We start from the raw sequence: 19,363 nt of genomic DNA, 5'->3' as shown, positions 1-19,363 counted from the left end.
GAGGTGAAGATTACTTGGTAAGATATAAATATATTATGGGTATATTTCTTGCTGGCCTTCTATTTACGTTGTTTCTATATCCAAATTTACCGAATTATCTAGCGGTGCACTGGAATCAGAATGGTGAACCAAATGAATATGCGAGGAAGCAAGTTGTGGTATTATTTATTCCTTGTCTTATTGTTTTTTTTCATGGTCTGTTGTATATAATCTCACGTTACGTATATAAGTTGAATGAGAATGACCACTATATTGTAATGAGATTTAAAGAGAATGTATCGCTATTTTTATTATTTATTCATATGTTTATTCTTGCTATTGGCACTGGAATAGATATACCATTTCAAACGGGTCTTATAATAGGGATTAGTGGGTTTCTTTTTATGGTTAGTAAAGGATTTAAAAAAGGAAGAAAAAAAGAAGAGGAGCCGATTGTGTTACAGAAAATACGTTTGTTTAGTCAGCGTATTTTTCAATACATGTCGCTTATCATATTAATTTGTTTGTTTTTGAAACTACAATGGGGATTTTATCTACTAATCGGTGTGATTAGCTGTGGGTCTATTGCTTTTATGTGTTGTATTTTGTATTCATATATACTAGAAAATTATGAAACATAAAGTAAAACTTTAATCAGTGGGAGGCTTCTTTATTCCCCCGCTGATTATCAGCCCTCATCAATCGGGCTTTTACGGGCAGTTGATCCCAAAACCTAACGTCTTGTTTTCGCTGGATTTTGAGGTGGGGGTCTTACTGCTCGCGAATAGAGGGAAAAAAGGAGTCTTCTGTAATAGGAGACTCCTTATATATATAAATCCACTTTGATTTTCCAATATATAAGTCGCTGCTATGAAGAACAAAAGGAGACCTGTACTCATTGTCTCCTTTTGGTTTCACATGGCATGGGACAGAAAAAGGATCCGACCGCTTCTATGTACGGCCGGATCCTCTCTCCCCCTCTAAAAAGAAAGGTTTTAATTCATATACTTACTTCGTGATAAATTGTTGTGTCCAGTAGTTTCCACTTTCAACATAACCAACACCGATGTGAGTGTAACCACTATTTAAAATATTTGCACGGTGACCTTCACTATTCATCCAAGCTTGTACAACTTCTTCTGGTGTACGTTGGCCTTGTGCGATGTTTTCACCTGCAGATTTATAAGAAATACCGAACTTCTTCATCATATCGAATGGAGATCCGTATGTTGGGCTAGTATGATCGAAGTAGTTATTTTTTTGCATATCTTCAGATTTAGTACGTGCAACTTTACTTAATTCAGCGTCAACTTTTAATGCTGGTAAGCCTTGTTTTGCACGCTCAGCATTTGTTAATTCAACAACGCGTTGTTCAAATTCGCTTAAAGAGCCTTTTGCTTCTTCAGCTGGCTTATTTTCAGCAGGTTTTTGTGCTTCATTGTTATTAGTATTGTTGTTGTTGTTGTTATTTTCAGCTGGCTTTTGAGCCTCTGGTTTTGCTGTTTCTTCAGCCGGTTTTTGTTCTACCGGTTTAGTAGTTTCTGGTTTAGTAACCTCTGGTGTAGTAGGTACGTTTGGTTGCTGACCAGGAATGAAGCAGTTACCTTGTTGGAATTTTACTTGATTCCATTGTGCTAGAGAGTTAATTCCCATAGATTGTAAGTATTTTTGTAATTCTTGTTGATTCATATGTTGCATAAAGACTTTAGATTGCTGAATATTTTGAACCTTTATTGTAGATGGTTGTACCGTTGCTGCCTGGGCACTAAGAGTAGATGCTCCGAATGTAAATGCAGTTGCTGCTGCTACAGATAATAAAACACGCTTTTTCATGATATGTGTCCCCCTATGTAAAAGTTTTTTAACTGTTCTCACACAGATTTATTTTTGACAGCCTGTCCGACTGACAAATTCATCGTAGCATACAAATTGCCGGAAAAAAGATGGAAAAAAATACATAGACTATAAAATTACCTATTTTATCCTAGATTTCAATATGAGGTGGAATGCGAGAAAACTAGATTGTAAAAGGAATTTTCAGCATTTCCTGCTTTGCTTATAGAGGTAATATTTTGGTTATAATTACCTATTTAGGAAAGATGAAAACCATTCACACCAAGGGTTTCACCATTTTTTTGAGGGATATAATGGATGCTTTTTTACAAGGCTGTAATCTTTTTGTTGTTCTTTTTTTATAGACGGTAACATATTTTTAATCTTGTAGTGAATAAAAAAGCGGCTATCTCTTTACATAGAAGAAAGAGATAGCCGTTTTCACATTGTTACATATATTACGAGTTTGATTCAATTGCTTCTAATAATAAATCTACAATATGAATACCTCTCATTTTATGAGAAAGCTTTTCACGTTCAATGCCGAGTTTCATTTGTAGTAAGCACCCTGGATTTGCAGTGACAATTGTTGTTGCATCGGTTTCATGAACACGTTCCATTTTGTAATCTAAAAATTCCATGGATAATTCCGAATGTACAATATTATAAATACCAGCAGAACCGCAGCAACGATCCGCTTCTTTCATTTCACGATATGTCACACCTTGAATTGCTTGTAAGAGCATACGAGGTTGAGAAGATGTCCGCATGACATTACGCAAGTGACAAGAGTCTTGATACGTAATAATTTGCGGAGGAAGGCGTAAATCAGTTCGTTTATGAAAATCTAATTCTACTAAAATAGCAGTGATATCTTTTATTTTCGCAACAAATTGTTTTGCGCGTTCTGCCCATTTTGGATCATCTTTTAATAAGTAGTCATAATCTACGAGATACGCGCCGCAACCACCGGCGTTTGTAATAATATAATCAACTTTTAAATCTTCAAAGGCTTGGATGTTTCGTTTTGCAAGCTCTTTTGCGCCACCTTTTTCCCCGGCATGACCATGTAGTGCTCCGCAGCAACTTTGTTCTTTTGGGATCACAACATCACAGCCAGCAAGCTGAAGGAGTTTCATCGTAGCGTTGTTTGTTTCCAAAAACATTGTATCCATTAAACAGCCAGTAAAGAAAGCAACACGTTTTTTCTTTGTTGTTTCAGCTGGTAAAAATTTAGGGCGATTTTTCATTTCTTTCATCTTAGGTACTTTTGGTAAGACGAGATCCATTGTTGCGAGTGTTTCTGGGAACAACTTCATAATGCCTGTTTTATGTGTTAACGTTTGTAAGCCAGAGCGTTGATAAAAGCCGATTAGTCCTGTTAATGCTCGCATGCGATTTTGGTGAGGAAATAAGCCCTCGAATACAATTTTGCGAACAGCTTTGACTGGCATAGAGAACTTTTTATTTTGATTCATAATATCGCGTGCTTCTTCTAATAAATGTCCGTAATTTACGCCAGATGGGCAAACAGGTTCACAAGCGCGGCACCCAAGGCAAACATTTAATGTGTTTTCAACATCTTCATCCGGCTCAATTAATCCATCGACAACGCCCTTCATTAAAGCGATACGACCGCGCGGGGAATGAGACTCTTTATATCCAGATTGAATATAGGTAGGACAAGTTGGTAAACAAAATCCACATCGCATACAGTTTAATAATTCATCTTCATTCAGGCGTTCTTTAAATTCTTTTTGAATCTGTTCCTTATTTAATGTTGTCATCTTTCTACCACCACTCTTTTACGAGAGTCCTTGGCAAACATTTTTCCAGGATTCATAATGTTATGTGGATCGAAAGCTTGCTTAATACCTTTCATAGCAGCGATGCCTTCTTTTCCTAATTTCAACTCTAAATAAGGAGCTTTCATGGCACCAACGCCATGTTCACCTGTAATGGTACCACCAAGTTCAATTGCCTTTTCGAAAATTTCTGCAAAGGCTTGTTCAGCACGGTGCATTTCTTCAGCATTACGAGCATCGGTCATACATGTTGGATGTAAGTTTCCATCACCAGCATGCCCGAATGTACAAATAGAAATATCATATTTTTTAGCGATGGCATTAATTGCTTCAACCATAGGAGCAATTTGAGAACGTGGTACAGTAGCATCTTCTAAAATTGTGGTAGGTTTCAGTCTTGCTAAAGCAGAGAGCGCACTGCGACGCGCTGTACGGAGTGCATCTGCTTCTGTTTCATCCTTTGCAACACGAACATCAACCGCATGCATAGAACGGCAAACTTCAGCCATTTTTTCAATATCGCGGTTCACAACTTCAGGAGAGCCATCTTGTTCGATTAGGAGAATTGCTTTTACATCTGTTGGTAAACCAATCTGTGCAAATTCTTCTACCACTTCAATTGTTGGTTGATCTAAAAATTCAAGTGTTGCTGGAATAATTTTATTGGCAATAATTGCTGATACAGCACGAGCAGCTTCATTGATGTCTTGATATAATGCAAGCATTGTTTTCTTTGTTTCAGGCATTGGAACAAGTTTTAAAATGGCTTCTGTTACAACACCAAGTGTGCCTTCAGAGCCGATGAATAGGCGAGTTAAATCATAGCCAGCTACATCTTTTGCTAATTTACCACCGGTGCGAATGATATCACCATTTGGCAAGACAATCTCAAGGCCCATAACATAATCTCGTGTTACACCGTATTTTAAACCGCGTAAGCCACCGGAATTTTCATTGATATTCCCACCGATTGTAGAAATCTTCATAGAGCTTGGATCTGGTGGATAAAATAGCCCTTTTTCTTCCACTGCTTTAATAATATCAAGTGTAATGACACCAGCTTGCACGGTAATTGTTAAGTTTTCTTCATCTATTTCTAAAATATGATTCATATGGCGGAAGAGAAGAACAACTCCGCCTTCAAGTGGACATGTTCCTGCGCAAAGGTTTGTTCCAGAGCCCCGAACGTAAACTGGAACTTTATGATCGTTACATACTTTTAATATTTCAGCTACTTCGTTCGTATTGCGTGGTGCGACAACCGCATCAGGCATCGCTTGGAAATTTGGAGTTGCATCGTAACTATACGTTAAACGTCCCATGTTGGATGTATCTACATTATCTTTGCCAACAATAGATACGAACGAATCAATAATATGTTGTTCTAACATTAGAAAATCCCCCTCAAACTGTTAACTTGTTTATCCTATTCATAAGAGTTTGACTCATTTCATTATTCAGTGGTGTGTTGCAAAGAAAATTACTGATAGTAAGAAAATAAGAATATACACGTTGTAACAGTGTTTTCATTATAATCATAAAAAAGTAGGGGGTTTCTTTCTATGTATAATTAACTAAAGATTAATTGATTTTACTGTCTTTTTTTGTATGATTATCTAATAAAAGCAGTGCAAAGTATAAAATGATTAAATCTTTAAATTGTTTTGGGGCAAGTCCTGTGTAATCTTCTATTTTTTTAAGTCTGTAATGTAATGTATTAATATGAATGTGTAACATTTCTGCTGTTTGTTTATAGGATTGATTATGATCGATAAATAAGCGTAGTGTTTGCATGAGTTCAGTTGCAGGTAGCAAGCGATAAATGGTGCGTTGAAGAAATTCTTCGCGAGTGTCAGCGGTAATATCTTGTAAACACATTTCTAAACGTAAATCTTCATTAAATATAATGCCTTTCGTTTCAAAGGCAACCGAAAGCGCACGCAATGCTTGTTCGTATGATACATGCATTTCATTTGGCATTACTGTTTGTCCAATACCAATATATAGTGTAATCGGAAATAAAGATTCACAATCGTGTTTCAATTTCTTTAAAAATTGAAACATTCTTTTCTTTGCTTCCATTGCTGTAAATAGTATGAAACGATCATTTCCCCAGCGTACAAATAGTTCCTCTTTAGCTAACAAGTTACGAATATGCTGCCAAATTTTTCGTTGTAGCATCGTATCATCTTGATCAATTGAAAATAAAATAAGTTGTTTTTTCTTATGTAAATCAATACCGAGTGTTTTCGCACGGTCGAGAAAACTAGGAGACCAATCATTGCTTTGTAACCAATCAAAAACAAAAGCTTCATATGAACGTTGTTCTAGTTCTAGTTGTTCTAAAAAATAATTTTCATGAATTAATAATTCGGTCATTTTTCGTAATATTTCGCCGTATTGTGAAATGCTTTCAGGTTCACCTGTAATACCAATAACGCCGATTACTTCATCATGGAAAAGGAGAGGCAGATTCATTCCTGCTTTTACTCCTTGTAAATACCGCTCATCTTCTTTTGTAATAATGACAGTTTTCTTTTCTTTCGCACAGCGAAGAGCACCTTCATGAAATTGTCCAATGCGTGCTGCATTTGTGCTAGCGATAATTGTACCTTGTATATCAATTATTATAATACTTTCAGTAATTAGCCTTCGAACTTCACGGACAATTTTGTTTGCTAAATCGGGAAAAAGCATAATTTGCACACCTCTAGTTCTATTTGTTGTACATTATATATGTAGTTTTATTAAGATAGGAAGATTTCACACTTTCCTCACAAATATTTGCTATTTTACAATTATAACGAAATCATCTAAAGATGGAGGGAATCTTTTGAAGAAATACTTTTTTCTGCTATGTTTTTTGTTTCTGTTAGCAGGATGTCAGGGGAATTCATATACACCGATTGCTAAAAATAAAAGTATCATCATAACAACAAATATTAAAGAAGGTAGCGTTAGTTTTATTGATGAAAAGTCGAAAAAGACATTAACAACATGGGAATTAAAAGAACCTATTACAGGAATCGTGCTGCTGCCAAGTGGGGAAGACATGCTTGTATATGGTAAGCAGTTAGAATATGTATATATATACTCGTTAACAAAAGGAAACGAAGTGAACAAATGGAAAACGGGAAAAGGAATTACGAATGTCATCGTATCAATTGATGGAAAACAATTATTTATGGCTGATCAAAATGAACAAAAAGTGCGATTATTTACAATAAATGGAAAAGAGACAGGGGGTGTTTCGGTAGGAAAAGGTCCGCTAACAATGGTGCAGAATGATAAACAATTACATGTATTAAATTTTTATGATACACAGTTATCAACAATTGACTTAGACCAAAAGAAAGTTGTGCATTCATTTATGGTACCACCAGCATCAACAGGGGCAATGGTCAGCGCTGATGGAAAGGAAATATGGATTGGTGGACATGGAGATGGGAAGCAAGTGAATGAGAAAGTATTGGTTTATTCTTTAGCAGATGGACAGATGGTTCGCTCTTTACATGCACCATTTATGCCAGTTAGTCTTGCAGGAGATGAAAAATTCGTGTATGCATTAAGTCATGGATCAAATACATTAAGAAAATTTGATGCGCGAACATATCAAGAAGTAGGAGCTCTTGAGGCAGGATCTAATCCATTTGCTTTTTTGAAAAGTGGGAAAGAAGGTTATGTAGCTAGCTATGATAGTAATGAAGTGTATGTAATTGATATTCAGAAAATGAAGGTGAAACAAACGATTGCGGTTGGAAAGGGACCGTTTCAACTTACGCAGCGAGAAGGGAGAGAGGGAGAGAGATGAACAAACATAAAGTGTTACTTGTAGATGATGAAAGTGATATGAGACAGCTTGTTGGCATGTATTTAGATAATTTCGGATATGAATGGGGAGAAGCAGAGAACGGAAAAGATGCACTTCATATGCTTGATACAGATCATTACGATTTTGTTATTTTAGATATTATGATGCCACAGATGGATGGAATTTCAGTCTGTAAAGAAATTCGAAAAATATCGGATGTACCGATTATTTTTTTAACAGCAAAAGGAGAAGAATGGAACCGCGTTAATGGTTTGCGGATGGGAGCGGACGATTATATTGTAAAGCCATTTAGTCCAGGTGAGCTCGTTGCTCGTATGGAAGCTGTATTAAGAAGATATACGAAGCAAGAACAACAAGAAGAACTTCAATTTGGTCCAATCGTAATTAACGAAAAAAGTCGCCGAATTGAAATAGACGGAGAGCCTATTTCTCTTACTGTAAAAGAGTTTGATCTACTTTATTTTCTTTGTGGGCATAATGGACAAGTGTTTAGTCGTGAGCAATTACTTGAAAAAGTATGGGGATATGATTACGCAGGAAGTACGAGAACGGTAGATACACATGTGAAAACGATGCGTTTAAAACTTGGAGAAAGTGGAAACTACATTCAAACAGTTTGGGGTGTAGGTTATAAATTTGAGGTGTAACATGTTTACGATGGTACAAAAGCTTTGGCTTACGGTGGTATGTGCAGTATGTGTAACAGTTTCTTTTCTTTATTTCGTGTCCTTATATTCATATGAAAAGTTATATGTTCAAAACATTGAAGATTCGTTAGTAATGGAAGGGAAAAGGCTCGTATCGCAATATAAAAAGGACGAGGGTACGTTAGCGTTTGGAGAGAAAGTTCAGGCATTTGATCGTATCTCGAGTGCGGATGTACTTTTTGTTAGTAATCCTCGTGATTTAAGTGCTTGTATACCTTTTGATGTACATCATCATTCCCTTATTAGTGAGAGTGATAGACAAACATTGTTAGATGGAAAGACCGTTACGAAGGTTGGATATGAAGAACATTTCGAGCGTAATATTATGGGAGTTGTCATTCCTGTTTTAGAAGAAAAGAAATTAGTTGGGATTGTGTACTCATATATTCCATTAAAGAGTATTAAAGATTTAATCTATGATATGGGACTTATTTTAGCGCCATTAGCTTTCGTTATGATTTTACTTACAATATGGATTGGTAGAAAAATTATTATTGCGATTACAAAACCGCTCTCACAAATGGAACGGGTTGCAAATCATATGGCAACAGGAGATTTTTCTGAGCGTATTACGATTTCGTCGGAAGATGAAATCGGACGTTTAGGGAAAGCGTTTAATAAAATGGCAAATTCATTAGAAATGGAAGATGTCAAACGTAAGGAATTTTTAGCAAATGTTTCTCATGAACTGCGGACGCCACTGAGTTATATTAAGGGGTATAGTGAAGCGATATTAGATGGGATCGCAAAGGGACAGCAACAATCAAAATTTACACAGCTCATTCATAAAGAAGCTGGTCGTATGCAACGGCTTGTTCATGATTTATTGGATTTGGCGCAACTTGAAGGAGACCATTTTCCATTAAAAAAACAACCGATTGTATTTGCGCAGCTTATTGAAGATGTATTAGAAACGTACGAATTGAAATGTATGGAAAAAGAGCTGTATATTTCAACGGATCTTGATCCAGATATTATTGTAACGATTGATGAGGATCGGATGCAACAGGTGCTTCATAACTTGCTAGACAACGCTATTCGTTATACAAATCAAAATGGAAACATTTCTATACAATTGCAGAAAAAAGATAGGCAGTGTGAATTGAAAATAAAGGATACGGGAATTGGTATTGATGTTGAGTATTTAGAGCAGCTTGGCGAACGTTTCTATCGGGTTGATAAAGCGCGAAGTCGTAGGCATGGTGGAACAGGTCTTGGTCTTGCGATTGTCAAACAAATCGTGCATATCCATGATGGAGAATGGCGAGTCGAAAGTGAAAAAGGGAAGGGAACAACAGTTATTATAAAATTACCTGCGAATGAAGAAGGAAGTATGTTTTAGTTGTCAATTTCCCCACTTAAACGTAACACGTTTTGAAGTGGGGGGTCTTACTATCCGTGAATAGAGGGGGAAATAGGAAATGAAGGAGAATAATACCAGATTAAATACCAGTTACAACCCGCTACTGGGTATAATATCCATTAATTCCCTCCATATAACAAAAATTTGGCGATTTTATGAACAAAACATTTGTACTTCTTACTAATTCGTTCTAAAATGGTTATGGATGCTATGTTCTTATAAATCGTTTGAATTGTTGTTTGGATGATACTGAGGTGATTTAACTGGAGTACAAATCTATTAAGCCGAAAAAAATTTACGAAGAGGTATCTGAAGCCATTTTAACGATGATAAAAAATGGTACATTAAAACCTGGTGACAAACTTCTTCCTGTTCATCAATTAGCCGAGCAGTTTCAAGTTGGCAGATCTGCAGTTCGTGAAGCGCTCAGTGCCTTGCGAGCTATGGGGTTAATTGAAATGAAACAAGGGGAAGGAACATATGTGAAGAACTTCGATTCTTCAGCATTGACAAAACCTTTAAATAACATGTTGTTAATGAAGAAGGAAGATATTTTAGATTTATTGGAAGTACGAAAAGTGCTTGAAGTCGGGGCAGTTCGGGCAGCAGCAGTAAAACGTACAGAAGATAATTTGAAAAATATGAAGCATTGGTTAGATGAAATGGAAAAAAGCATGGGGAATGAAAGAGCTGGTGAAAAAGCGGACTTTCATTTTCATATGGGAATTGCAGAATCTTCACATAACAACATCTTACTCGAACTTATGAATCATGTTTCGGAAATGATTGCTGAGACGATTGGTGAGTCGAGACGCATTATTTTATATGGTGAACAAACAACAGCAGAACGACTTTTAGAAGAGCATCAAGTTATTTATGATGCGGTATTGAAACAAGATGTGGAATTTGCACAGCAAGCAATGCTAAATCATTTAACAAATGTAGAGCATATTGTCACAGGTAGACAAGATATAAATTCGTGATTTAGTCTTTCAAAATTTCATTTTTCTGATAGAATAGAGAAAGATTGAGTAAGCGTTTTCTTTTTAGGGAGAGGTTCAGGTAGGTCAATTATGCCTAGCTTCTTCTTTCCGTCAAGTCATCTGATGACCATATGATTGTTGGCAAAGTTGTAATGAGGGGGAATTATAATTATGAAAGTTACTTTGTTTGTTACTTGCTTAGTCGATATGTTTGAAACAAATGTTGGTAAAGCAACGGTTGAATTGTTGGAGCATTTAGGGTGTGAAATTGAATTTCCAGAAGCTCAAGTTTGCTGTGGACAACCAGCATATAACAGCGGTCATGTAGAAGCAGCAAAAGAAGCAATGAAGCATATGATTGAAACTTTCGAAGACGCAGAATATATCGTTACACCATCTGGTTCTTGTGCGACAATGTTTCATGAGTATCCACACGTTTTTAAAGATGATCCAAAATGGGCACCTCGTGCACAAAAAGTGGCAGATAAAACATATGAATTAACACAATTTATTGTTGATGTGTTAAAAGTTACAGATGTTGGTGCGCACTTAGAAGGAACAGCGACTGTTCACAAATCTTGTCATATGACACGTTTGCTAGGAGTAAAAGAAGCTCCAGGAATTTTACTATCAAATGTAAAAGGGCTAACTGTAAAAGAACTACCAAACGCACAAAATTGTTGTGGTTTTGGGGGAACGTTTTCAGTTAAAATGACACCAATCTCTGAACAAATGGTAGATGAGAAAGTGGATAGTGTGATGGAAACAGGTGCTGATTATTTAATTGGTGCTGACTGTGGGTGTTTGTTAAACATTGGCGGACGTATTGAGCGCTTAGGTAAAGAAGTAAAAGTAATGCATATTGCTGAGGTATTGAATAGTCGCTCATGAAGGGGGAACATAAGCTATGTCTATGAAAATCAGTGAGAAAAAATTTAATGATCGCGTTGGCGATGGAATTCAAGATTCATTTATGCGCGGGGCAGTATCTTCTGCACAAACGCGTTTATATACAAATCGCTTAAAAGCAGCCGATGAATTAGGAAACTGGGAAGAATGGCGTGAACTTGGTGAACAAATTCGTCAGCATACGTTAGAAAACTTAGACTACTATTTAATGCAACTGAGTGAAAATGTATCTAAAAGAGGCGGGCATGTTTTCTTTGCAAAAACGAAAGAAGAAGCAGCACAGTATATTCAAGAGGTAGCGAAGAAGAAGCAAGCAAAAAAAGTTGTAAAATCAAAGTCGATGGTAACGGAAGAAATTAGCATGAACCATGCACTTGAAGAAATTGGCTGTGAAGTATTAGAGAGTGACTTAGGTGAGTACATTTTACAAGTAGATAATGATCCACCATCTCATATCATTGCACCAGCACTTCATAAAAACAGAACGCAAATTCGTGATGTGTTTAAAGAAAAGCTTGGGTATGAAAATTCTGATGATCCATATGAAATGACAAAGTTTGTTCGTAAACAACTTCGTGAAAAATTTATGGATGCTGAAATTGGGGTAACGGGATGTAACTTTGCAGTTGCAAATACAGGCTCTCTTTGTCTAGTAACAAACGAAGGAAATGCTGACCTTGTTATGTCTATTCCCAAAACACAAATCGCGGTAATGGGTATGGAACGTATGGTTCCAACTATGGAAGAACTAGATGTTCTTGTTGGTTTACTGTGCCGTAGTGCGGTTGGTCAAAAATTAACGAGTTATGTAACGGTAGCAGGACCAATTCAGGAAGAGGAAGTAGACGGACCAGAAGAATTCCATTTAGTTGTTGTTGATAATGGACGTTCTACAATTTTAGGTTCTGAATTCCGTCAAGTATTGCAATGTATTCGCTGTGCAGCTTGTGTAAACGTATGTCCTGTATATCGTCATGTTGGTGGTCACTCTTATGGATCCATCTATTCTGGTCCAATTGGGGCAGTATTAACACCACTTTTAGGTGGATATGATGATTATAAAGAGCTTCCGTATGCTTCTAGTTTATGCGGAGCGTGTACAGAAGCTTGTCCGGTAAAAATTCCATTGCATGACTTGTTATTAAAACATCGCCAAGTCATTGTTGAGCAAGAAGGGCGAGCGCCACTTGCAGAAAAATTAGCAATGAAGATGTTTAGTATGGGTGCGTCTTCCGCATCTTTATACAAAATGGGATCTAAAATTGCTCCGGCTGCTATGAGTCCATTTACGTCTGGTAATCGTGTAACGAAAGGTGTAGGACCGCTGAAAAACTGGACGGATATTCGCGAGTTCCCAGCTCCAAGTAAAGAAAGATTCCGTGATTGGTATAAAGATCATAAGAAAGGCGGGAATGACTGATGACAGGGACAATTCAAAACCGTGATTCCTTTTTAGACAACATTGCGAAAGAACTTGGGCGTGCGCGTAAAACAGAAGGAGTACAGCGTCCGGTATGGAAGAATAATGTAAACGTAGAAACGTTGAAAGATTATTCAGAGGAAGAATTGTTAGCAGTATTCAAAAAACAATGTACCAACATTCATACGACTGTAATTGAAACAACAAAGGATGAACTGAGTGCAGTAGTTCGCAAAATAATTACTGAAAACGGCGGCGGTCCTATTTTATTATCGGGGGACGAACGTTTTGATACGTACGGTTTGAATGCTCTATTTTCTACAGAACTTCCGAACGAAAATGTTGAAGTAAACACTTGGGATCCAGAGAAAAAAGAAGAAAATATTCGCTTGGCTGAAAAAGCAAATATCGGTATTGCTTTTAGTGATTACACATTAGCAGAATCCGGTACAATTGTCGTGCAAAGTCATAAAGGACAAGGTCGTTCTTTACACTTCTTGCCTACGATTTATTTTGCAATCATTCCACGTGAAACAATTGTACCACGTATTACACAAGCGGTTTATGATATGAATACGCGTGTAGAGAATGGAGAAGAAGTTGCATCTTGTATTAACTTTATTACAGGTCCAAGTAACTCAGCTGATATTGAAATGAATCTTGTTGTAGGTGTACATGGACCATTAAAAGCATATTATTTTGTAGTGTAAAATGGGGAAAAGCAGGCCAAGAAATGGCCTGCTTTTTTATTAGAACAAAGATAATGCGAAATGGAAGTGTCGCTCTCTTTTTGCTATATTTTTTTGGGGAAGGAGAGGATGGTGTGATATTTTATTTATATGCTTTTTTAATAGGGACGGTGCTAGGTTCTTTTTATACGGTTGTAGCAGTACGCATTCCTATTGGACAATCTATTATTGCTCCTCGTTCTTATTGTGACTATTGTCGTCATACGCTAAGGTCAAAAGAGCTTATTCCAATTATTTCTTTTTGTTTACAAAGAGGTCGCTGCATTCATTGTAAAATGAAAGTACCCTTTATTTATACATTGTTTGAGGTGATAACAGGGGGAGCATTTCTTTTTTTTACGTATGTGATTGGAATGGATAAAGAACTAATTCTTATATGGACGTTACTTTCTTTACTCATTATTATTACAATGACAGATTTGTTCTATATGTTAATCCCGGATGTAATTTTATTCTCTTTTGCTTGTTTATTTGTACTAGAACATATTTTTATTTCACTCGTTCCTTGGTGGGAGGGCTTGATTGGTGGAGGAACGATATTTATTGTGTTATATCTCGTTCAAATTCTATTTCCGAATGGACTTGGAGGAGGTGATGTGAAATTACTTTCGCTACTTGGATTTATAATAGGGGCGAAAGCAATTTTTATTGTGCTTTGTTGTGCTTCTAGTTTGAGTCTTTGTTTCTTTGGAATTGGTATGTTACTCAAGCGTATTACATCAAGACAACCATTGCCATTCGGATCGTTTATTGCACTTGGAACAATATGTTATTTGGCTATGATATATCTGGAATAAAGTGAAACTGTAATCAGTGGAGGTATTACTGTCCGCAAATAGCGGGATAAAGGAGAAGTAGAAAATGAAAGTGTATATGGATGATCAAAGACCTTGCCCCTTCGGTTATGTCTTAGCGACAACAGTCGAAACTGCTTTAAATTTTTTGCGCAATTCTGATGTAGATATTATATCGCTCGATTATAATATGGGATGGCGTCAGAAAAATGGTTTGGATTTTTTAGAAGTTTTTTGTACGGAAGGCCTTTATGTACAGGAAATTCATTTACATACAAATGATTCAATTGGTATGCAGTACATGTTAGAGCGGATAAATAAAGGAAAAGAAACGAGAGAGATTTCCTCAAATATACAGGTGAAATGCACTGGAAGTTAAAAAGCTCCAAGGGGATCCTTGGAACTTTTTTAGTGTTTCATCTGTGCTTGTAAAGGGATGATTTCTTCTTGTTGAACTGCTTCTAGGTTATCTTCTGCCGCTTTAGGTTCTGGATTTTTTTGAGTTAAATAATGATATACCATCCCAACGAATACGGATCCGCCGATAATGTTGCCAATTGTAACCGGAATTAGGTTATGGATAGCACCAGCGAAAGAAACTGTATCAGGATGTGGTGATACTAAAGATAGTGCAAATAATGATAAGTTTGCAATACTATGTTCATAACCGGATAAGAAGAAAGTAAAGACAAGAAACATCATCATAAGTATTTTTGCTGTATCTCCTTTTACTTGAGAAGGAAGGAAACATGCAAGGCACACAAGCCAGTTACATAAAATCGCTTTGAAAAATAATTGCATTGTAGGTGTTCCCATTTTTCCTGCAACGACTATATTCATTAAATGTTTATGATCGATTGATTGGAAAATACCAGTTGCATAAAATAACAATGCAAAAAATACTGCACCTGCTAAGTTACCTGCATAACAAGCAACCCAGTTACGAAGTGTATCGCCAATTGTTGTTTCTTTTCGCAGAGTTGCGACTGTAAAATACATTGTATTTCCTGTGAATAATTCAGCTCCACCATATATAATTAATATGAGTGCAATTCCAAAAAACATAGAAGATGCTAAATATGTTGCGGGTGAATTTACAACATTGAAAAAATTTCCTAATTTAAAACATAGTACAATAGTAAAACCAATATAGATGCCAGCTAGTGCAGCGCGAATGAAATATTGCATTGGATTTGCATCCAACATTTGTTTCTTTTTCTGCGCAAGTTGTACAACGTAAGCTAATCCTTGTTCTAGCATAAGTAATACGCTCCTTTAGTACATTGTCTGTAAGTACTCTTTATATAAATAAGGTACACGTATTTACTCTTAGTTTCAATAAGTTTGTGCAATGTTTCACAAAAAGGACATACCTTCTAAATGAAAGCGTTAACAAATTGTGGTATGATATCATATGTTTGTAAAAATAGAGGGAAATGGAAACTTTTTATGTAATAAAATGAAACTTCTATCATTGGGGCGTTATCTTTCAAGGATGGCAAATGGATTAGTTATCCTCCATCTATCTATTTTGGAAGGGGGACTATTTAGAGTGAGGTAAATGAAAAAACGCTGTTGTTACAGCGCTTTTTCATCCAAATTCTTTTGTGTATTTTGGACACTTGTATCTTTAGATAAGAACCAACCACCCATTGCAATTCCAATTAGTACAATCCAAAATCCAATTTTCCATGGTGCTGATTCTGGGAAACTGTGTGGAATAACGCCTAAAGCAGGATGAGCCAATGTATAAACAGCTAATTTAACACCAACCCAACCAACAATTAAGAAAGCGGCAGTTTCTAAACCTGGTTTGCGTTTTAATAGTTGTACGAAAGCAGATGCAGCAAATCGCATAATGATTAAACCAATGAGCCCGCCTGCAAAAATAACAAGAAATTGTCCTGTATCAAGACTACCAATTGTACCAAGGCCTGTTTTTGGTAAAGTCATCGCTAATGCAACAGCTGCTAAAATGGAATCAACGGCAAACGCAATGTCGGCAACTTCAACTTTAAATACTGTCCACCAAAAGTTTTCTTGTTTTTTCTTTGTTTCTTTCTCTTCAGTTTCTTCATGTGTATTCTTTTTAACATATGTTTTGAATAAATGGTTACCAGCGATAAACATTAAGTAAATCGCCCCCAGTGCTTGCACTTGCCATACGTCGACTAAGAAAGAGATCATAAACAATGATCCGAAGCGGAACACGAAAGCTCCTGCTAATCCATAAAACAATGCTTTTTTTCTTTTTTCTTCTGGTAAATGTTTGACCATGATAGCAAGAACTAGCGCGTTATCAGCTGCTAAAATTCCTTCTAGTGCAACTAAAATTAATAATACCCAACCATACTCCAATAATAATGATACATCCATGTACATTCTCCTCTCAATTGTATAAATCCTAAACAAGTGAAGAGGTTTCCCCACTGTTTAGTTTCCCCATACTCCAACCTATCAACGATGGGAGGAATTGGAAAAGAATACAAAAAAGACCTCTGCCGTTGATAGGCAAAGGTCTTGCTAGACATATGTAATGAAAATGCCAACAAAGCCGGAAGAACTGAGTTCTACGTAATGACGACTTTGTTTCCAAGAATATATTCTTGGACGCTACTCCCCTTTGGAAATATGCTATTGTATTTTCATTATATGGATAATGTAAATGTTTGTCAACCTGTTAAAATGTCTTCGTTTGGATATTTTATCTTTCTTTGTTTTTTATGTGCAAAAGAAAATGCTAATGTTAAAGGACCCATTTTTCCAAAAAACATCATAAATATAATGGTTATCTTTCCGATTATTGTCAATTTTGAGGTAAGTCCCATACTGAGACCAACAGTCCCAAATGCCGAAAATACTTCAAAGGCACTCATTAAGAGGGGGACTTGTTCGGTGATACTTAAAATTAATATGGCGAAAAAAATAAATGAGATTGAAATGACTACAATGGCAAGTGATTTTACAATCAAACCATCTTTTATTGATTTTTTAAAGATAACAATGTCATCTTGCTCTTGTAAAAATTTAAGAACCCCGAGTAGCATAATTAAAAAAGTTGTTAATTTAATGCCGCCACCTGTTGAAGCACTACCAGCTCCAATGAACATGAGCAACATCATTAGTAAAAGGGATGGTTTTGTTAATTGTGCCATGTCTACAGTATTAAAGCCAGCTGTACGTGTGGAAACAGCTTGGAAATAGGCTGCTAGTCCTTCTTCAAACGGTGTAAATCCTTTCATAGAAATTGGATTATGGAATTCAAATATAAAAATTAAAATTGTAGCAGCAATATTTACAATAAGAGTAGATGAGAGCATAAGTTTAGAGTGTAATGTAAGGTTCTTAAAGTTGCGTTTTCTTTTTATATCCACTATGACTGTGAAACCAATTCCGCCTAAAATAATGAGAGAAGAAATGACTATGTTGACGAGTATACTATGAGATTGTGACATTAAATTATCAGTCCAAATGGAAAACCCGGCGTTGTTAAATGCTGAAATGGCATGAAAAAAACTATAATATAGTCCGTTAGAAACACCGTATTTTGGAACCCATTCAAAAGCAAGAAGAAGAGTAGCGAAACATTCAATGGTAAAAGAAAATAGAAATAATGATTTTGCGAGACGAATCACTCCGCCGATATTTGTTTGATTTAATGCTTGCTGTAGTAAAATTCGATTTTGGAGACCGATTTTTCTCCCGAGCATAATCGCGATTAATATAGCAAAGCTCATAATGCCGAGACCGCCAACTTGTATGAGTGTTAAAATAACAAGTTGCCCAAATAGGGTGAACACTTTTCCGGTGTCAACAACGCCGAGCCCTGTAACTGTAAATGCAGAAACAGTTGTAAATAATGCATCTAGCCAAGAAATTGAAGTTGTAGTGGAGATAGGCAGTTTTAATAGGCATGTTCCGATAATGGATAGTGCAATAAAAGATAACGTAAGTACACGAGGAGGACTCATTTTAATATTAATCCGTTTCATATTATATACCTTTCCTTTCGGCGTGCTCTTTGTAGTATGTCAAAAAGAATTACAATGTATGTTGAAAAGGAAAAGAGGCAGAATATATCTGCCCCTGAATCAATTATTTATAGAATTATCCACGTAATTGTTGTTGTGCTAAGGAAACGAGACGTTTTGTTACTTCGCCACCGACAGATCCGTTAGAACGAGATGCTGTATTCGAACCTAAGCTTACACCAAACTCTTGTGCAATTTCATATTTAAATTGTTCTAGGGCTTGCTCAGCACCAGGAACAAGTAATTTATTTGTTTTTACCATTGATAACACATCCTAATTTATATTCCAGTTTATTTGTTTTTAATGAGCAGTAAAGGAATGTTTTGCTGATACAAGCTCACTGTATAAACTGGTATCGTTAGTGTATGTGTTATATGTTTGGTCATACACGGAAGTAATCGGTGAGATTAGAAGTTATTGGATACGAAAAAAGAGTAGCACACATGCTACTCTTTTTTCATTATTGTTGCTGTACCTTCGACAACTATATCATTCCATTGATTATATACATTTGTTTGCAACGTAATAATTTTTTTATCATCACGTTTTTTGATAACTTCTGCGACTACGCGTAAGGTATCACCAATTTTTACAGGTGCACGAAATGATACATTTTGTGATAAATAAATTGTGTTTTTTCCTGGTAATTTTGTTCCGAGAATGGTCGAAATAAATCCTGAAACAAGCATACCATGTGCAATTCTTTCTTTAAACATTGTTGTTTTTGCAAAAGAGTCCAGAATATGAATTGGATTCACATCCCCGGTCAGTTTTGCAAAAGTGATAATATCTTCATTGGTAATCGTTTTTGTTAAGGATGCTTGATCGCCAACTTGAATCTCATCATAATGAAGCTCTTGAACAGACTGCGCTTCTTGAAATAGATTCATGTTTTCCTCCTTCTTTTCCATATCGAAAAATGTAAGCCATCTTGATGTAATGGGAGGAAGAAAGAGT

Annotated in this window: 19 protein-coding genes and 1 riboswitch; of the genes, 10 read left to right on the top strand and 9 right to left on the bottom strand. The window is 36.2% G+C overall.

The window, feature by feature from the left end; genetic code table 11:
• Nucleotides 1-14: 14 nt before the first annotated feature.
• Nucleotides 15-620 (top strand): DUF1648 domain-containing protein, encoded by a 606-nt coding sequence (locus ACM6HU_RS25100; protein WP_016113902.1) that lies wholly within the window; start codon nucleotides 15-17, stop codon nucleotides 618-620.
• Nucleotides 621-987: 367 nt separating this feature from the next.
• Here ACM6HU_RS25100 and ACM6HU_RS25095 read toward each other — a convergent pair whose 3' ends face one another.
• The 4 genes from ACM6HU_RS25095 to ACM6HU_RS25080 form a co-directional block, all read right to left on the bottom strand.
• Entirely contained in the window at nucleotides 988-1,812 is an 825-nt protein-coding gene (locus tag ACM6HU_RS25095; RefSeq protein WP_414848500.1) for a CAP domain-containing protein, read from the bottom strand.
• A gap of 458 nt (nucleotides 1,813-2,270) precedes the next feature.
• Nucleotides 2,271-3,599 (bottom strand): (Fe-S)-binding protein, encoded by a 1,329-nt coding sequence (locus ACM6HU_RS25090; protein ID WP_414848499.1) that lies wholly within the window; start codon nucleotides 3,597-3,599, stop codon nucleotides 2,271-2,273.
• Entirely contained in the window at nucleotides 3,596-5,008 is a 1,413-nt protein-coding gene (glcD, locus tag ACM6HU_RS25085) for a glycolate oxidase subunit GlcD (protein ID WP_088093987.1), read from the bottom strand. Before glcD ends, ACM6HU_RS25090 begins: the two co-directional genes overlap by 4 nt.
• A gap of 190 nt (nucleotides 5,009-5,198) precedes the next feature.
• Nucleotides 5,199-6,314 carry a CdaR family transcriptional regulator gene (locus tag ACM6HU_RS25080; protein WP_088093988.1) on the bottom strand — a complete coding sequence of 372 codons (1,116 nt, stop codon included), beginning with the start codon at nucleotides 6,312-6,314 and terminating at the stop codon, nucleotides 5,199-5,201.
• 136 nt (nucleotides 6,315-6,450) lie between these two features.
• On the opposite strand from ACM6HU_RS25080, the gene ACM6HU_RS25075 reads away from it, so the two are divergent.
• The 9 genes from ACM6HU_RS25075 to ACM6HU_RS25035 all read left to right on the top strand — a co-directional run bounded on the left by ACM6HU_RS25075 (nucleotide 6,451) and on the right by ACM6HU_RS25035 (nucleotide 14,753).
• The gene (locus tag ACM6HU_RS25075) at nucleotides 6,451-7,428 is read left to right on the top strand and encodes a YncE family protein (protein WP_016113907.1); all 978 of its coding nucleotides are present in this window, start codon (nucleotides 6,451-6,453) and stop codon (nucleotides 7,426-7,428) included.
• The gene (locus ACM6HU_RS25070) at nucleotides 7,425-8,096 is read left to right on the top strand and encodes a response regulator transcription factor (protein ID WP_016113908.1); all 672 of its coding nucleotides are present in this window, start codon (nucleotides 7,425-7,427) and stop codon (nucleotides 8,094-8,096) included. The genes ACM6HU_RS25075 and ACM6HU_RS25070 overlap by 4 nt, the downstream gene beginning before the upstream one ends.
• Nucleotide 8,097: 1 nt before the next feature.
• Nucleotides 8,098-9,498: a sensor histidine kinase gene (locus tag ACM6HU_RS25065; RefSeq protein WP_016113909.1), complete on the top strand. Its 1,401-nt coding sequence runs from the start codon at nucleotides 8,098-8,100 to the stop codon at nucleotides 9,496-9,498.
• 314 nt (nucleotides 9,499-9,812) lie between these two features.
• Complete coding sequence (locus tag ACM6HU_RS25060; RefSeq protein WP_255254994.1) at nucleotides 9,813-10,502, top strand: FadR/GntR family transcriptional regulator; 690 nt, start codon at nucleotides 9,813-9,815, stop codon at nucleotides 10,500-10,502.
• 171 nt (nucleotides 10,503-10,673) lie between these two features.
• Nucleotides 10,674-11,393 carry a (Fe-S)-binding protein gene (locus tag ACM6HU_RS25055; protein WP_016113911.1) on the top strand — a complete coding sequence of 240 codons (720 nt, stop codon included), beginning with the start codon at nucleotides 10,674-10,676 and terminating at the stop codon, nucleotides 11,391-11,393.
• A 16-nt stretch (nucleotides 11,394-11,409) separates the two neighbouring features.
• The gene (locus ACM6HU_RS25050) at nucleotides 11,410-12,831 is read left to right on the top strand and encodes a LutB/LldF family L-lactate oxidation iron-sulfur protein (protein WP_088093989.1); all 1,422 of its coding nucleotides are present in this window, start codon (nucleotides 11,410-11,412) and stop codon (nucleotides 12,829-12,831) included.
• Nucleotides 12,831-13,541 (top strand): LutC/YkgG family protein, encoded by a 711-nt coding sequence (locus ACM6HU_RS25045; RefSeq protein ID WP_016113913.1) that lies wholly within the window; start codon nucleotides 12,831-12,833, stop codon nucleotides 13,539-13,541. The genes ACM6HU_RS25050 and ACM6HU_RS25045 overlap by 1 nt, the downstream gene beginning before the upstream one ends.
• A gap of 53 nt (nucleotides 13,542-13,594) precedes the next feature.
• Entirely contained in the window at nucleotides 13,595-14,377 is a 783-nt protein-coding gene (locus ACM6HU_RS25040) for a prepilin peptidase (protein ID WP_414848498.1), read from the top strand.
• A 64-nt stretch (nucleotides 14,378-14,441) separates the two neighbouring features.
• The gene (locus tag ACM6HU_RS25035) at nucleotides 14,442-14,753 is read left to right on the top strand and encodes a cyclic-phosphate processing receiver domain-containing protein (protein ID WP_016113915.1); all 312 of its coding nucleotides are present in this window, start codon (nucleotides 14,442-14,444) and stop codon (nucleotides 14,751-14,753) included.
• 29 nt (nucleotides 14,754-14,782) lie between these two features.
• Here the strand turns inward: ACM6HU_RS25035 and ACM6HU_RS25030 are convergent, their stop codons facing one another.
• The 5 genes from ACM6HU_RS25030 to ACM6HU_RS25010 form a co-directional block, all read right to left on the bottom strand.
• On the bottom strand, nucleotides 14,783-15,634 hold the full coding sequence (locus ACM6HU_RS25030) for a formate/nitrite transporter family protein (protein WP_088093990.1): 852 nt from the start codon (nucleotides 15,632-15,634) through the stop codon (nucleotides 14,783-14,785).
• A 318-nt stretch (nucleotides 15,635-15,952) separates the two neighbouring features.
• Complete coding sequence (locus tag ACM6HU_RS25025; RefSeq protein WP_088093991.1) at nucleotides 15,953-16,750, bottom strand: TerC family protein; 798 nt, start codon at nucleotides 16,748-16,750, stop codon at nucleotides 15,953-15,955.
• Nucleotides 16,751-16,842: 92 nt separating this feature from the next.
• Nucleotides 16,843-17,008: riboswitch (yybP-ykoY riboswitch) on the bottom strand.
• 38 nt (nucleotides 17,009-17,046) lie between these two features.
• On the bottom strand, nucleotides 17,047-18,366 hold the full coding sequence (locus ACM6HU_RS25020) for a TrkH family potassium uptake protein (protein WP_016113918.1): 1,320 nt from the start codon (nucleotides 18,364-18,366) through the stop codon (nucleotides 17,047-17,049).
• Nucleotides 18,367-18,481: 115 nt separating this feature from the next.
• Nucleotides 18,482-18,667, bottom strand: a complete 186-nt coding sequence (locus ACM6HU_RS25015) for an alpha/beta-type small acid-soluble spore protein (protein ID WP_000241213.1) — start codon at nucleotides 18,665-18,667, stop codon at nucleotides 18,482-18,484.
• Between the two features lie 185 nt (nucleotides 18,668-18,852).
• Complete coding sequence (locus tag ACM6HU_RS25010) at nucleotides 18,853-19,296, bottom strand: MaoC family dehydratase (protein ID WP_016113919.1); 444 nt, start codon at nucleotides 19,294-19,296, stop codon at nucleotides 18,853-18,855.
• Nucleotides 19,297-19,363: the final 67 nt, after the last annotated feature.

This window comes from Bacillus sp. IT-79MI2, from assembly GCF_949768135.1.
GTDB classification, from domain to species: Bacteria; Bacillota; Bacilli; order Bacillales; family Bacillaceae_G; genus Bacillus_A; species Bacillus_A pseudomycoides.
The sequence above is the reverse complement of the archived record's forward strand: the minus strand, read 5'-3'. Positions and strand labels throughout refer to the sequence as shown.

Bases quoted from the DNA above. Each gene is read 5' to 3' on its own strand.
- ACM6HU_RS25080 (WP_088093988.1), bottom strand. From the start codon at position 6,314: ATGCTTTTTCCCGATTTAGCAAACAAAATTGTCCGTGAAGTTCGAAGG.
- ACM6HU_RS25010 (WP_016113919.1), bottom strand. From the start codon at position 19,296: ATGAATCTATTTCAAGAAGCGCAGTCTGTTCAAGAGCTTCATTATGAT.
- ACM6HU_RS25020 (WP_016113918.1), bottom strand. From the start codon at position 18,366: ATGAAACGGATTAATATTAAAATGAGTCCTCCTCGTGTACTTACGTTA.
- ACM6HU_RS25090 (WP_414848499.1), bottom strand. From the start codon at position 3,599: ATGACAACATTAAATAAGGAACAGATTCAAAAAGAATTTAAAGAACGC.
- ACM6HU_RS25025 (WP_088093991.1), bottom strand. From the start codon at position 16,750: ATGGATGTATCATTATTATTGGAGTATGGTTGGGTATTATTAATTTTA.
- glcD (WP_088093987.1), bottom strand. From the start codon at position 5,008: ATGTTAGAACAACATATTATTGATTCGTTCGTATCTATTGTTGGCAAA.
- ACM6HU_RS25015 (WP_000241213.1), bottom strand. From the start codon at position 18,667: ATGGTAAAAACAAATAAATTACTTGTTCCTGGTGCTGAGCAAGCCCTA.
- ACM6HU_RS25065 (WP_016113909.1), top strand. From the start codon at position 8,098: ATGTTTACGATGGTACAAAAGCTTTGGCTTACGGTGGTATGTGCAGTA.
- ACM6HU_RS25050 (WP_088093989.1), top strand. From the start codon at position 11,410: ATGTCTATGAAAATCAGTGAGAAAAAATTTAATGATCGCGTTGGCGAT.
- ACM6HU_RS25035 (WP_016113915.1), top strand. From the start codon at position 14,442: ATGAAAGTGTATATGGATGATCAAAGACCTTGCCCCTTCGGTTATGTC.
- ACM6HU_RS25070 (WP_016113908.1), top strand. From the start codon at position 7,425: ATGAACAAACATAAAGTGTTACTTGTAGATGATGAAAGTGATATGAGA.
- ACM6HU_RS25030 (WP_088093990.1), bottom strand. From the start codon at position 15,634: ATGCTAGAACAAGGATTAGCTTACGTTGTACAACTTGCGCAGAAAAAG.
- ACM6HU_RS25095 (WP_414848500.1), bottom strand. From the start codon at position 1,812: ATGAAAAAGCGTGTTTTATTATCTGTAGCAGCAGCAACTGCATTTACA.
- ACM6HU_RS25040 (WP_414848498.1), top strand. From the start codon at position 13,595: ATGCGAAATGGAAGTGTCGCTCTCTTTTTGCTATATTTTTTTGGGGAA.
- ACM6HU_RS25055 (WP_016113911.1), top strand. From the start codon at position 10,674: ATGAAAGTTACTTTGTTTGTTACTTGCTTAGTCGATATGTTTGAAACA.
- ACM6HU_RS25045 (WP_016113913.1), top strand. From the start codon at position 12,831: ATGACAGGGACAATTCAAAACCGTGATTCCTTTTTAGACAACATTGCG.